General features: G+C 56.6%; 12 protein-coding genes. 7 read left to right on the top strand and 5 right to left on the bottom strand.

Going from position 1 to position 13,243, the window contains the following annotated elements; genetic code table 11:
• The 6 genes from AB182_RS16955 (at window position 1) to AB182_RS16930 (ending at window position 8,679) form a co-directional block, all read left to right on the top strand.
• The gene (locus AB182_RS16955) at window positions 1-729 is read left to right on the top strand and encodes an urea amidolyase associated protein UAAP1 (RefSeq protein WP_047371125.1); all 729 of its coding nucleotides are present in this window, start codon (window positions 1-3) and stop codon (window positions 727-729) included.
• A gap of 10 nt (window positions 730-739) precedes the next feature.
• Window positions 740-1,372, top strand: coding sequence for an urea amidolyase associated protein UAAP2 (locus AB182_RS16950; protein ID WP_120785398.1), 633 nt, complete (start codon window positions 740-742; stop codon window positions 1,370-1,372).
• 177 nt (window positions 1,373-1,549) lie between these two features.
• The gene (gene uca, locus AB182_RS16945) at window positions 1,550-5,152 is read left to right on the top strand and encodes an urea carboxylase (RefSeq protein ID WP_047371123.1); all 3,603 of its coding nucleotides are present in this window, start codon (window positions 1,550-1,552) and stop codon (window positions 5,150-5,152) included.
• Window positions 5,149-6,963: an allophanate hydrolase gene (gene atzF / locus AB182_RS16940; protein ID WP_047371122.1), complete on the top strand. Its 1,815-nt coding sequence runs from the start codon at window positions 5,149-5,151 to the stop codon at window positions 6,961-6,963. Before uca ends, atzF begins: the two co-directional genes overlap by 4 nt.
• Window positions 6,964-7,071: 108 nt before the next feature.
• On the top strand, window positions 7,072-7,455 hold the full coding sequence (locus AB182_RS16935; protein WP_047371121.1) for a biofilm formation regulator BssR: 384 nt from the start codon (window positions 7,072-7,074) through the stop codon (window positions 7,453-7,455).
• Window positions 7,456-7,563: 108 nt separating this feature from the next.
• Window positions 7,564-8,679 carry a PQQ-dependent sugar dehydrogenase gene (locus tag AB182_RS16930; protein ID WP_047371120.1) on the top strand — a complete coding sequence of 372 codons (1,116 nt, stop codon included), beginning with the start codon at window positions 7,564-7,566 and terminating at the stop codon, window positions 8,677-8,679.
• A 19-nt stretch (window positions 8,680-8,698) separates the two neighbouring features.
• Here AB182_RS16930 and AB182_RS16925 read toward each other — a convergent pair whose 3' ends face one another.
• A complete protein-coding gene (locus AB182_RS16925) occupies window positions 8,699-9,325 on the bottom strand; it encodes a glutathione S-transferase family protein (RefSeq protein WP_047371119.1) in 627 nt (208 codons plus the stop codon).
• Between the two features lie 229 nt (window positions 9,326-9,554).
• Between AB182_RS16925 and dacC the strand changes: the two genes are divergently transcribed.
• Window positions 9,555-10,754: a serine-type D-Ala-D-Ala carboxypeptidase gene (dacC, locus tag AB182_RS16920; protein ID WP_047373336.1), complete on the top strand. Its 1,200-nt coding sequence runs from the start codon at window positions 9,555-9,557 to the stop codon at window positions 10,752-10,754.
• A gap of 69 nt (window positions 10,755-10,823) precedes the next feature.
• Here dacC and AB182_RS16915 read toward each other — a convergent pair whose 3' ends face one another.
• The 4 genes from AB182_RS16915 to ybjG form a co-directional block, all read right to left on the bottom strand.
• Window positions 10,824-11,123, bottom strand: coding sequence for a helix-turn-helix domain-containing protein (locus AB182_RS16915; protein ID WP_047371118.1), 300 nt, complete (start codon window positions 11,121-11,123; stop codon window positions 10,824-10,826).
• On the bottom strand, window positions 11,120-11,476 hold the full coding sequence (locus AB182_RS16910) for a type II toxin-antitoxin system RelE/ParE family toxin (protein ID WP_047371117.1): 357 nt from the start codon (window positions 11,474-11,476) through the stop codon (window positions 11,120-11,122). Before AB182_RS16910 ends, AB182_RS16915 begins: the two co-directional genes overlap by 4 nt.
• Window positions 11,477-11,594: 118 nt before the next feature.
• Complete coding sequence (deoR, locus tag AB182_RS16905; protein WP_047371116.1) at window positions 11,595-12,353, bottom strand: DNA-binding transcriptional repressor DeoR; 759 nt, start codon at window positions 12,351-12,353, stop codon at window positions 11,595-11,597.
• A gap of 65 nt (window positions 12,354-12,418) precedes the next feature.
• Complete coding sequence (gene ybjG, locus AB182_RS16900; protein ID WP_047371115.1) at window positions 12,419-13,027, bottom strand: undecaprenyl-diphosphate phosphatase; 609 nt, start codon at window positions 13,025-13,027, stop codon at window positions 12,419-12,421.
• Between the last annotated feature and the right edge of the window lie 216 nt (window positions 13,028-13,243).

Below are 13,243 nucleotides of genomic sequence, written 5' to 3'. Positions count from 1 at the left end.
ATGACTTTACTCGATAAAGAAACATCACTACTGCGTGAAGAGACGCTGCCAGGCGGCGGCAGTCTCTCCTTTATCCTCAAGCGCGGGCAGATCCTGCGCATGACCGACCTGGAAGGTGGTGCAAATGTCAGCCTGATGATGCTTAATCCGCATGAAAAGAGCGAACGCCTGAACCTGCCTGATACCTTAAAAGGCCAGCACACCGCGCGCCTGACGGCAGGCCACTGTTTTTACTCCGATATGGGACGCGTGCTGGCGGGGATTATCGCCGACACCTGCGGCTGGCATGATCCGTTTGGCGGCGTGCTGAACGCTGCCGAAGTAAAGGAGAAATATGGCCTGGGGCGTTATCAGGATTTGCGTAACGGTTTTTATCGCAACGGCACAGATAACCTGCTCGTTGAAATGGGCAAGTGGGATTTAAACCTTGAAGACCTGCTGATGGTGGTGAATTTCTTTAGCAAAGTCACGGTCGATGAGCAGGGGGCTTTTACCTTCCATAGCGGTGCGTCGAAGGCCGGCAGCTATGTTGATCTGTTTGCGCCAATGGACGTGCTGGTGGTGCTTACCGCGCTGCAACACCCGATGGACCCCGCCGCAGATTATGCGCCGCGCCCGGTGCAACTGGCCTGGCGACAGGCGGCAGACGAAAACGCTGCCATCGAGGCTTTGCTGACGCGCCCGGAAAACGAGCGTGCCTTCACTAACACCCGCTTATTTGCCCTGTAAGGAGCCCATGATGACTGTCACCAGCCAGAAACATCCCGACGAGGCCGTTTTTCGCCATGTGATCCCGGCCGGGGAACCGTATCTGTTTGAAGTGAAAAAGGGCCAGACCCTGCGTTTGCTGGATCTGGAAGGCAACCAGGCCGTGGATACGCTGTTTTATAACGCCGACAACGCCCGTGAACGCTACGATCCGCAGCGTACATTGCGCCGCCAGGGCAATGCGTATCTGACCACCGGCAGTGTGCTGTATTCCAATATCGGCAATCCGCTGTTGACGATTGTCGCCGATACCTGTGGCCGCCACGACACGCTCGGCGGCGCGTGCGCCCAGGAGAGCAACACCGTGCGCTATGCGCTGGATAAACGCCACATGCACAGCTGTCGCGATAACTTCCTCTGCGCCTGCCTGCACGATGGCCGTCTGCACAAACGTGATATTGGCGCCAATATCAACTTCTTTATGAACGTCCCGGTGACCCCGGAGGGCGGATTGACCTTCGAAGACGGTATCTCTGCGCCGGGGAAATACGTTGAATTGCGCGCCGAATGCAACGTTATCGTGCTCATCTCCAACTGCCCTCAGTTGAACAACCCGTGCAATGGCTGGAACCCGACCCCGGCAGAGGTGCTGGTATGGAACTGAGCCGTTCTGCGCGTCTGCGCTGCCTGATTTACCGCCTGTTTGCGGTGCGCGCGAACCGTTTACCGCTCAGTCAGACGCGCGAGACACCACCGCGTCCGTAAACGACCTGCCCCTTATGGACGGCCATAAGGCGAGCCGAATTTCGGCGGGACGACCCGCCACGATTGAGTCCTGACTATGTTTACGAAACTCCTTATCGCTAACCGTGGCGCGATTGCCTGCCGTATCCTGCGCACCTTGCGCGCGCTCAATGTCACCGGTGTTGCCGTCTGGTCTGAGGCTGACGCCAGCAGCCTACATATTCGTGAAGCCGATGAAGCCATGAGCCTGGGCGACGGCCCGGCGGCACAGACCTATCTGGTCAGTGAAAAAATTATCGCTGCGGCTCGTCAGAGCGGCGCGCAGGCGATTCACCCCGGCTACGGTTTTCTTTCCGAGAACGCCGCCTTTGCCGAAGCCTGCGAAGCCGCAGGGATTGCCTTTGTTGGCCCGACACCGGAGCAGCTACGGGTCTTTGGCTTAAAACACACGGCCCGTGCGCTGGCCAAAAAGCATGGCGTGCCGATGCTGGAAGGCACCGAACTGCTGGCTAATCTTGATGAGGCTCTGCAGGCGGCGAGCGTTGTCGGTTTCCCGGTGATGCTGAAAAGCACTGCGGGCGGCGGCGGTATCGGGATGCGGGTGTGCTACAGCGCCGATGAGCTGGCCGACGCCTTTGACGCGGTCGTGCGGCTGGGCAAAAACAACTTTAGCGATGCGGGTGTCTTTATCGAGAAGTACATCGAGCGCGCGCGCCATCTGGAAGTACAAATTTTTGGCGATGGCGAAGGCGAGGTAATTGCCCTTGGCGTGCGCGATTGCTCGGTACAACGCCGTAACCAGAAAGTGCTGGAAGAGACACCTGCACCGCACCTGCCGGATGGCATGGAAGCCGCGCTGTGCGCGGCGGCCATCAAACTGGGAAAAGCGGTGAATTACCGCAGCGCCGGAACCGTCGAATTTGTTTATGACAGCGCGGCAAAACGCTTTTACTTCCTGGAGGTGAACACCCGTTTGCAGGTGGAGCATGGCGTCACCGAGCAGGTCTGGGGCGTGGATCTGGTGCGCTGGATGATTGAGCTGGCCGCCGGCGATCTCCCGCCGCTGAATGAGCTGGCTGCCGGGCTTACGCCGCAGGGGCATGCCATACAGGCGCGCGTCTATGCCGAAGATCCGGGGCGCCAGTTCCAGCCCTCGCCGGGGCTACTGACTGACGTGGCGTTTCCGCTCGACGATCGCCGCACGTTGCGCATTGACAGTTGGGTGGAAGCAGGCTGCGAAGTGCCGCCGTTCTTTGATCCGATGCTGGCAAAAATCATTGCCTGGCAGCCAACGCGTGCACAGGCGATTGCGTGCCTGGATGCCGCGCTGGCGGCGACCCGTCTTTACGGCGTGGAGACCAACCGTCAGTATCTGCGCCAGATTTTAGCCTTCTCTCCGTTTGCCAATGGCGAGCCCTGGACGCGTTGTCTGGAAGGGTTGCGCTACGAGGCCACGACCCTTGAGGTTTTGAGCGCCGGAACCCAAACCACGATACAGGATTATCCTGGGCGCCAGGGCTACTGGGCGGTGGGGGTGCCACCGTCCGGCCCGATGGACGATCGCGCACTGCGTCTGGGTAATGCGTTGCTGGGGAATGCCGCCACCGATGCCGCGCTGGAAATCACCCTCACGGGCCCGACGCTGAAATTTAATACCGACGCCGTGGCGGTGGTGACCGGCGCGGCGATGAGCATCACCCTTGAAGATGACGACGTTGCCATGAACAGGGTCTTCACCATCCCGGCAGGCAGCACGCTGCGCCTGGGCGAAGTGAGCGGTGCCGGCGTGCGGAGCTATCTTTGCCTGCGTGGCGGCATTAATGTGCCGGATTATCTTGGTAGCAAAAGCACCTTCACGCTCGGGCAGTTTGGTGGTCACGCCGGGCGTGCGCTGCGTACCGGCGATGTGCTGCATCTCAATCCTCTGGTGGACCGCGCAAGCGGCGCGGTACTCACGCAGGCGTTGCACACCACACTGTCCGTCGTGCGTGAACTGCGCGTGATCTATGGCCCGCATGGGGCACCGGAATATTTCACCCGCGAGTATATCAACACCTTTTTTGCCACCGACTGGGAAGTGCACTTTAATTCGAGCCGAACCGGGATCCGCCTGGTGGGGCCGAAGCCGGAGTGGGTGCGTGAGAGTGGTGGGGAAGCGGGGCTGCACCCGTCCAATATCCATGACAACCCGTATGCCATCGGCGCGGTGGATTTCACCGGGGATATGCCAGTTATCCTCGGCCCGGACGGCCCAAGTCTCGGGGGCTTTGTCTGCCCGGTGACGGTTATCGAAGCCGACCTGCACCAGCTTGGGCAACTAAAAGCGGGCGACAAAGTGCGTTTCGTCCCGGTGGATGTGGCAACAGCCCGGCTGCTGGCGCAGACCCGTCGCCAGGAGGTGGAAACGCTGCGACCTGTGACCTTTAACTGGCATCCTGCCTCGCTGGCCTCACCGGTGGTGCTGGAGACCGGAGAAGGGGACAAACGGCTGGTGGCGCGTCTTTCTGGTGACACCCATTTATTACTGGAAATTGGCGAGCCGGAGCTCGACCTGGTATTGCGTTTTCGCGGTCACGCCCTGATGCAGGCGCTGGAAACCCGCGCGCTGGACGGGGTTATCGACCTGACACCGGGGATCCGTTCATTGCAGGTGCATTATCAGCCGGAAACCCTGACGCTGAGCCGCTTGCTTGCGATCATTGGCAAGCTGTGGGCCGATGTGTGCGAGCGCGAAGATCTGGATGTGCCGTCGCGCGTGGTCTGGCTTCCGCTCTCCTGGGATGATCCGGCCTGTCAGAAAGCGATTGAGAAATATATGACCACCGTGCGCCGCGACGCGCCCTGGTGCCCGAGCAACCTCGAATTTATCCGCCGGATTAACGATCTGGAAAATATTGATGAGGTTTATAAAACCGTCTTTGATGCCCGTTATCTGGTGATGGGGCTGGGCGATGTTTACCTTGGCGCGCCGGTGGCGACACCGCTCGACCCGCGCCACCGTCTGGTGACCACCAAATATAACCCGGCGCGTACCTGGACGGCGGAAAACTCCGTCGGCATTGGCGGCGCATACCTCTGTGTGTATGGCATGGAAGGACCGGGGGGATACCAGTTTGTGGGCCGCACCCTGCAAATGTGGAACCGCTATCGCGATGTGGCCGATTTTGGCGGCAAGCCGTGGCTGCTGCGCTTTTTCGATCAGATCCGCTTTTATCCGGTGTCTGCCGATGAATTGCTTACCATCCGCCGGGACTTCCCGCTCGGACGCTATCCGCTGCGCATCGAACAGACCACGCTGCGCCTGGCGGAATATCAACAGTTCCTTGCCGATGAAGCGCAAAGCATTGCAGCAAACCGCACCCATCAACAGCAGGCATTTGCCGCCGAGCGCGATCGCTGGATTGCCAGCGGCCAGGCCCATTTCGACAGCAGCGATGTGATTATCGGGGAAGGGGATGATGTCCCGCTCAAAGCCGGGGAACGGGGCGTTGACAGCCCGGTTTCCGGTAATCTCTGGCAGGTCAATGTGACGCCAGGCAGCATAGTGAAAGAGGGCCAGGTGCTGGTGGTGCTGGAGTCGATGAAGATGGAAATACCGTTAACCGCGCCGCATGACGGCGTGGTCAGTCAGGTTCGGGTGCAGCCGGGAACCTCCGTGCGCGCCGGGCAATGTGTAGTGGTGATGGAGAAAGCACAATGACACAGACCTTTGATTTGCGCCTCAGTACACTGGCGAAACGCTACCGTAGCGGTGAGATAACCCCGCGAGCGCTCATTATGCAATTACGCGAACGGGCGCTGGCGCTCAACCCGGAATTTCATCTGTTCATTCATATTCTGAATGAAGCCGAGCTGGAACCCTATCTGGCAGCGCTGGAACAGCATCAGCCGGAGGATCTGCCGCTGTACGGCATTCCGTTCGCCATCAAAGACAACATCGATCTTGCAGGCGTCCCCACCACGGCGGCCTGCCCCGCATTTGCGTATATGGCCGGGCAGGATGCCACTCTCGTGCGGCAGTTGATTGCTCTCGGGGCTATTCCGCTGGGTAAAACCAACCTCGATCAGTTCGCCACCGGTCTGAATGGTACCCGCTCGCCCTATGGCGCCTGTCGCAACAGCGTACATCCTGATTATCCTTCGGGCGGTTCCAGCGCCGGGTCGTCGCTGGCGGTGGCGCTGGGCGTTGCCAGCTTTTCGTTAGGCACCGACACTGCTGGCAGCGGGCGCGTCCCCGCGTCCCTGAACAATCTGGTGGGGCTGAAAGCCACCAAAGGACTGATTTCAACGGCGGGCGTCGTGCCAGCGTGTCGGACGCTGGATTGTGTCACCTTCTTTACCGCCACGGCCGCTGAGGCCAGCACCTTGCTGGCGCTGACGGCGATCCAGGATCCGGATGACGACTACAGCCGCCACAATCCGCTGTGGAACAGCAAGCAGGCGTTTGGCGTGCCGCAGGCCGGTTTCCGTTTTGGCGTGCCGGATAAGCTGGAGTTTCTGGGGTGTGCCGAGAGCGAAGCACTGTTTTATCAGGCCAAAGCACAGCTGGAAGCACTGGGGGGAATACCCGTCGAGCTTGATTTCACCCCCTTCCTGGCCGCGGCAAAACTGCTTTATGAAGGGCCGTGGGTGGCAGAGCGCTACCATGTGGCAGGTCAACTGATTGAACAGCAGCCGGATGCGGTACTGCCCGTTATCCGTGATGTTTTGCAAAAAGCCCCGACCACCGATGCCGTCAGCGCGTTTGACGGTCTCTATCGGTTACAGGGTTATAAACGGCAATGCGATGCCTTGCTCGACGGCCTGGATTGCGTATTGACACCGACCTATCCGCGCCCGGTCACATTGGCTGAGCTGCACGATGAGCCGGTGAAGCGCAATTCTGATCTCGGCTACTACACCAATTTCATGAACCTGCTCGATTACGCCGCCGTGGCGGTTCCGGTCGGGTTTATGTCCAGTGGCTTACCTTCCGGCGTGACCTTATTCGGCCGCGCCTTTACCGATCAATATCTGCTGAGCGTGGCGGATGCCTTGCAGCGCCAAAAACCGCTGAGCTTGCCCGGTGGCAGTACCATCGAGGCTGATGCCCCTACGCATGCCGCCGCAAATGACCGGGTAAACGTGGTGGTCTGCGGTGCACATCTGGACGGTCTTGCGCTCAATTATCAGTTGCGTCAGCGCGGGGGATATCTTGTGAAGGCCGCGCTGAGCGCACCTGCCTATCGTCTGTATGCGCTGGCGGATGGCAAACGTCCTGGCATGGTTCGTGTCGCCGAAGGCGGCAGGGCTATTGCCGTTGAGGTGTGGGCGCTGCCGTCCAGCGAGCTGGGATCGTTTCTGGCCGGTATCCCGGCGCCGCTGGGGTTAGGCAAGGTGGAACTTGAACAGGGACAGTGGTTGACCGGATTCATTTGTGAAAATAATGGATTAGAGGGCGCAACGGACATCACGGAATATGGCGGCTGGCGCGCATGGCTTGCCAGCCGGGAGAATGTTAAGCAGCTCTAAAGTGTAAAGAAGTTTCGTCAGCGGTTAATAATTGACGTTGCGCATGCTTTCGCTCAAAAAACAGCCATACTATAAGTTGTGCCTGATGGCTGACAAGGGGGGGAACGTATGACCGTTGACGAACTTACACACTGTCTGTTGGACAAACTGGTTGATGCCAGAGCTGATCTTGCGATCTATATCCAGATGCGAAAAGCGAAAGGGTATATGTCTGTCAGCGAAAACGATCAATTACGCGAGCACTTCTTCGATCTTGCCAGGGAAATACGTGATAACGGTGTGCAATTGAACACATTGCAGGATGCCGATACCCGAGGAGCATTGTATCGTGCGGAGGAGGCTATCTCCTCCGTGGCGGTTTGCCTGTTAAGCGGGCGTCAGGATTGCCCAACCTATATAGCGGTGAATGTCGAGAAACTGGAAAGAGCCTTTAATGTGCTGAATTTCAGTATCAAATATCTTTGCGAACATGTACCGCTCGCCGAAATCTAAACGAGGGGGAGGCCACTCCCCCCTTTCTTTTTAAGCTTTTGTAAAAATCCCCTTTGGCCCGGCCGTGCTGGCTACCCTTTATGCAAACCATGAATAAAGGAGTGCGTCATGCATCGTTCCGCTGCGTTTATTATTCCTGCGATATTCCTTTCTGCCTCTGTCATGGCGGCACCCGCACCCGTTAAGGTTGAGGTATTACAAACCAAACTCGATCACCCCTGGTCTCTGGCTTTTTTGCCCGGCGATCAGGGCATGTTGATAACGATGCGCGGCGGACAGCTACGGCAATGGCTACCCGGGAAAGGCCTTTCTGACCCGATAACCGGCATTCCGAAGGTATGGGCGAACGCGCAAGGCGGGCTGTTGGATGTGGTGCTGGCGCCGGATTTTCCCCAGTCGCGTCGGGTCTGGTTGAGCTATGCCGAAGCCGGGCAGGACGGCAAAGCGGGCACGGTGGTGGGATATGGCCGTCTTAGCGAGGATGCAAAACACCTTGACGCTTTTCAGGTGGTATTTCGCCAGCAGCCAAAATTGTCGACCGGCAATCACTTTGGCGGACGCATGGTATTTGACGGTAAAGGCTACCTGTGGATTGCGCTTGGGGAAAATAACCAGCGCCCCACCGCGCAAGATCTCGATAAATTACAGGGCAAGCTGGTTCGCCTGACCGACGAGGGTAAAGTCCCGCCGGATAATCCCTTCGTCGGCAAGGCTGGCGCGCGACCGGAAATCTGGGCATACGGGCTTCGTAACCCGCAGGGGATGGCGATCAACCCGTGGAGTCATGCCCTGTGGATGCATGAACATGGTCCGCGCGGCGGCGATGAAATCAATATTGCCGGGAAAGGGAAAAATTACGGCTGGCCGCTGGCGACCTGGGGAATAAATTACAGCGGATTGCCTATCCCCGAGGCGAAAGGCGGCAAGGTGGAGGGGACCGAACAGCCCATTTTCTACTGGAAAAAATCTCCGGCTATCAGCGGCATGGCATTCTATAACGCGGATGTGTTTCCCGAATGGAAAAACAAACTCTTTATCGGTGCGTTGAAAGATGAAGATGTCATCGTGATGAGCGTAAACGGCAATACGGTGCGTGAAGACGGACGCATCCTTAAAGAGCGCAAGGCGCGCATTCGCGATGTGCGCGTCGGGCCGGATGGCTATCTGTATGTGCTGACCGATGCGTCAGACGGGGAACTGCTGAAAGTCAGCCCGGCGCGGTAAGTGGCACCGGGCAGGCTTATCAGGTTACCGGAATCATGACCACGTCACGAAACGCCGGGCGCTGCGTCAGCGTCTGGTACCAGCGCTCAAAGTGTGGGCGTGGTGTCCAGCTCAGCCCGATGTTATAGAGGTTATAGATGAAGGGCGCGACGGCAATGTCACCCGGGCCGAATTCCGCGCCGGAGAGCCACGGCTGTTGAGCCAGCGCGTCGTCAAGCATGGCAAAGAGCGCTTCACAGGCGTTGATGCCCGCTTCGATGGCCGCATTGTCGCGTTTTTCGACGGGCGTACGCACCAGGCCTACCAGCAAAATACCGTGCTTCGGCGCCAGCGTGGACAGTGCCCAGTCCATCCATTTTTCCCCCTGCGCGCGTACGGCAGGTTCATCGTTCCACAGGCGACGTTGGCCGTACTGTGCGGCCAGGTAGCGAACAATGGTATTGGATTCCCACAGGAGGACATCCGTTTCGTCATCGCGCAGCAATGGCACCAGACCGTTGGGATTCATTGCCAGAAATTCTGCTTCCCGGTTCAGACCAAACGCGCCGCCTGCGAGAATGTGTTCGTACGGCAGTTCCAGCTCTTCGAGTATCCAGCGCACTTTTTTGACGTTGGATGAGTTATTTCTTCCCCATAGCGTAATCATGTTACCCCCTTGCGTTTACCATCCTGTCTGAGGCCTTCCATGTTGAGATAAAGTTAACGTTCTGGCAACGATTTACAAAATTATCCACGCGCCAGAGCACAACAATATGTTATTGCATAAACTTTACTTTCCAGTGCTTTTATTCACGCTGGTTATGCGCTATTACTCACGGCTTGTTGCTGCACGGTGGTGCGACGTTGATTTCAGAATGGATACCTGGGTGGCCTATATGACGCATTTTTCTTTATTTTCACGCGGCCTGGCGGCGGGAGCCGCATTGATCGTTCTCTTTTCACCTTCTTCGTATGCAGTGGAACAAGCGCCGGAGGCTCCGCCTGTCGATGCCCGCGCCTGGATCCTCATGGATTACGCCAGCGGTAAGGTGCTGGCAGAAGGGAATGCCGATGAGAAACTGGACCCTGCCAGCCTCACCAAATTAATGACCAGTTACGTTGTCGGGCAAGCGTTAAAGGCAGGAAAGATTCACCTGACCGACACCGTGACGGTGGGTAAAGATGCCTGGGCCACCGGAAATCCTGCGTTACGTGGCTCTTCACTGATGTTCCTCAAGCCAGGCGATCAGGTTTCGGTGGCTGACCTCAATAAAGGGGTCATTATTCAGTCCGGTAACGACGCCAGTATCGCGATTGCCGATTTCGTGGCGGGTAGCCAGGATTCTTTCGTCAGCCTGATGAACAGCTACTCGCAAAAACTGGGCCTGACCAACACCACGTTCAAGACCGTCCACGGACTGGACGCGCCGGGGCAGTTCAGTACCGCACGTGATATGGCGCTGCTCGGTAAGGCGTTGATTCACGACGTTCCGGACGAGTATGCGATCCACAAAGAAAAAGAGTTTACCTTCAACAAAATTCGTCAGCCGAACCGCAACCGTCTGCTGTGGAGTACCAGCATGAATGTCGACGGGATGAAAACCGGCACGACGGATGGCGCGGGTTACAACCTGGTGGCGTCGGCAACGATGGGTGACATGCGCCTGATTTCCGTGGTACTGGGGGCGAAAACCGACCGCATTCGTTTTAACGAGTCGGAAAAGCTGCTGACCTGGGGTTTCCGCTTCTTCGAAACGGTTACGCCAATCAAACCCGACGCCACTTTTGTGAATCAACGCGTCTGGTTTGGCGCGCAAAGCGAGGCAAAACTGGGGGCAGGCGAGGCCGGCTCTGTCACCATTCCAAAAGGGCAACTGAAAAACCTGAAAGCCTCTTATACCTTAACTGAACCGCAGCTTACCGCGCCGCTTAAACAGGGGCAGGTTGTCGGTACCATTGATTTTCAGCTTAACGGACAGACCATTGAGAAGCGTCCGCTTATTGTGATGGAAGCGGTGGAAGAGGCCGGGTTCTTTGGCCGGATGTGGGACTTTGTCCTGATGAAATTCCACCAGTGGTTTGGCTGGTTTGCTTGATATTTATGGCTTGAGCAAAATGCAAAACCCGCCGTCGTTTCAGCGGGTTTTGCATGAGTTACTTAAGGGTCAAATGTGAAAGGCAACGCGTTTTCCGGTTGGAAGCTCAACATCTAAACTTAATTTCCCTCCCATTGCCTCGACATAGCGTTTAAGTGTGGCGATTTTGAGATCGTTCCCACGCTGTTCAATCTGAGCGATAGCAGGCTGACGAACGCCCATTGCATCGGCCAACGCCTTTTGTGATAACTGAAGTTCCTCACGAATCATTTGAAGCCCGACCTCTAAAACCCTTTCATCAGTCATTTCTTTAATTCGGGCCTGGCTCTCAGGGGAGCGACCCGCGATTACTTCATCTAAGGTTCTCATTGTTTGCTCTCCTTTTTCTGTTTAGCGAGGTGCGTTGTGAATTCATCATCAGCTATGCGTATCATTCTGTCGTAAAAGCGTTTGTCATTGCTCTTGTCGCCAGCGCACAGCACGATAGCCTGGCGAATGGGGTCAAAAGCATAAAATGCCCGAATGGGTTTGCCTGAAAACTGTACACGCAGCTCTTTCATATTCTTATATTGTGAGCCTTTGATTGTATCAGCATAGGGGCGGGGCAAATCCGGCCCGTACACCTTCAATATTCCCAAATCTGCTAATACCTTTTCCTGAAGATCTTCTTCTTGCTCCTTTAGCCAGTCATCGAAACGCTGGCTAAAAATCACAGTCCACATTTACCTCTCCCTGTATAAGCTGTAACTTATACATGAATATTATAAGCTACAGCTTATAATTTCAAGATGCATGGGGCTGTTTAACATCGACCAGACACCGTGCCCCTTGCGGGCACGGTCAGAAGACCAGTTTGATCTGCTCGGCTTTGGCGAACTCAACCAGCGCCTCGTCCGGGCGGCAGTCGCTGACGATGGCATTAAAATGGCGTAAATCGCCCATGCATGCCGGACGCACTTTGCCGAACTTACTGTGATCGACCACCAGCACATGAAATTGCGCGCTGGCCATCGCCCACTGTTTAAGCGGCAACTCTTCCAGATTAAAGCAGGTAACGCCCTGCTCAACGTGAACCCCTGCGGCAGAATAAAAGGCCAAATCCGGGCGCAGATAGCTCAGCGTCTCTTTGAAATTGAGCGGCTGAAAAATGGCATTACTGGCGTGAAATTCGCCGCCGCTTAAGATGGCGCGGCACAGCGGCTTTTCCTGTAAGGCAAGAAAAGTATTCAGGGAGTAGCACACCCCGGTGAACGGCAGGTCGGCCGGAATGGCTTCAATAATCCAGGGCGTAGTCGTGCCGCAGTCAAAGAACACCATCTGGTGAGGCTGCACCAGTTTCGCGGCTAACTCTGCCGCACGGCGTTTTTCATCGACCAGACGGGTTTTCTGATCGCTTAGCAGATAATGGCTGGCGATGCGCGGTTCAAGTACGATATAGCCGCCCAGTAGCACAACCGGCGCGCTGTTAGCGCTGAGATCGCGGCGAATCGTCATTTCTGAAACACCCAGAAGGGTGGCGGCTTCTTTCAGATGCAGCTTATCGCTGCGCTTGAGCGCCGACAGTAACTGGCTTATCCGTTCGTCACGTCTTGTTTCCATAGGACCCCTGAATAAAAGAAAGCCCCGCATTTAGCAGGGCGTTCATCTTACCTTTGCCATCGGGCTTAGTCACGTACCCAGCCCCGGCGAATCGGAAAGGCAAAACAGAGGCGGTAAAGATGCTGTAACGTGCGGTGCAGTCCCGGGCCGAAGATCTGCCACAGTATCTGTGCGCTCAGACAACCACACAGGCCAACAAACAGACCGCCAACCATATCGAGTGGCCAGTGTACGCCCACGTAAACACGAGACCAGGCAATCGCCAGCGCAACCAGCATCAGCACCGCGCCGGACCAGGCCCGATGCCAGGCAATAAAGGCAATGGCAAAGGTAAAAATGACCGTACCGTGATCGCTCGGGAACGAGTAATCCGGTGAATGGGGCAGAAAGTTGTAACCGACATGATCGACAAATGGACGGTTGTGGGGGAAGAGATGCCCCAGCAAAAGCGACAGACTCATGCTGATCGCCATCGCCATGGTGACTTTAATGACTAACTGGCGCTGTGCATTGAGCTGTTTACGCGGCCCCCAGAGCCAAAGCGCTACGGCGAGTAGCGGCACGATGCTGATGACATCGTTGGCGATAAACCGTGCGGCGGTAATCATCCATGCGGGGGAATCCGGCGTGGCGTTGATCATCGCGAACAGCGTGTAATTCAGATTTTCCAACATGCTCTTTATGACTCCGGGCCCTGGCTGATGTGAAGATTTGATGACAGCGCTCACCTTAAAAGCGGCGCGATAAACGGTAAAGTCGTTTCAGCTTATTTCACCGAGAGTTAGACGATTCTTAAGCCGTTTATTGCATTGATGTGACACGGTACGCGGGGATGATTAAGGCAACCTTAAGGTTGAAAAAAGTGCTTTCCACGGCGTGAGTAGCATTAT

Origin of the sequence: Phytobacter ursingii (genome assembly GCF_001022135.1) — a bacterium.
GTDB classification, from domain to species: domain Bacteria; phylum Pseudomonadota; class Gammaproteobacteria; order Enterobacterales; family Enterobacteriaceae; genus Phytobacter; species Phytobacter ursingii.
Note: the sequence above shows the minus strand (reverse complement) of the source record. Positions and strands in the feature narration are given on the sequence as shown.

Excerpts from the sequence above, each read along its gene's own strand:
- AB182_RS16910 (WP_047371117.1), bottom strand. The coding sequence starts at position 11,476 with ATGTGGACTGTGATTTTTAGCCAGCGTTTCGATGACTGGCTAAAGGAG.
- AB182_RS16935 (WP_047371121.1), top strand. The coding sequence starts at position 7,072 with ATGACCGTTGACGAACTTACACACTGTCTGTTGGACAAACTGGTTGAT.
- AB182_RS16925 (WP_047371119.1), bottom strand. The coding sequence starts at position 9,325 with ATGATTACGCTATGGGGAAGAAATAACTCATCCAACGTCAAAAAAGTG.
- AB182_RS16955 (WP_047371125.1), top strand. The coding sequence starts at position 1 with ATGACTTTACTCGATAAAGAAACATCACTACTGCGTGAAGAGACGCTG.
- AB182_RS16915 (WP_047371118.1), bottom strand. The coding sequence starts at position 11,123 with ATGAGAACCTTAGATGAAGTAATCGCGGGTCGCTCCCCTGAGAGCCAG.
- AB182_RS16950 (WP_120785398.1), top strand. The coding sequence starts at position 740 with ATGACTGTCACCAGCCAGAAACATCCCGACGAGGCCGTTTTTCGCCAT.
- deoR (WP_047371116.1), bottom strand. The coding sequence starts at position 12,353 with ATGGAAACAAGACGTGACGAACGGATAAGCCAGTTACTGTCGGCGCTC.
- uca (WP_047371123.1), top strand. The coding sequence starts at position 1,550 with ATGTTTACGAAACTCCTTATCGCTAACCGTGGCGCGATTGCCTGCCGT.
- AB182_RS16930 (WP_047371120.1), top strand. The coding sequence starts at position 7,564 with ATGCATCGTTCCGCTGCGTTTATTATTCCTGCGATATTCCTTTCTGCC.
- dacC (WP_047373336.1), top strand. The coding sequence starts at position 9,555 with ATGACGCATTTTTCTTTATTTTCACGCGGCCTGGCGGCGGGAGCCGCA.
- ybjG (WP_047371115.1), bottom strand. The coding sequence starts at position 13,027 with ATGTTGGAAAATCTGAATTACACGCTGTTCGCGATGATCAACGCCACG.
- atzF (WP_047371122.1), top strand. The coding sequence starts at position 5,149 with ATGACACAGACCTTTGATTTGCGCCTCAGTACACTGGCGAAACGCTAC.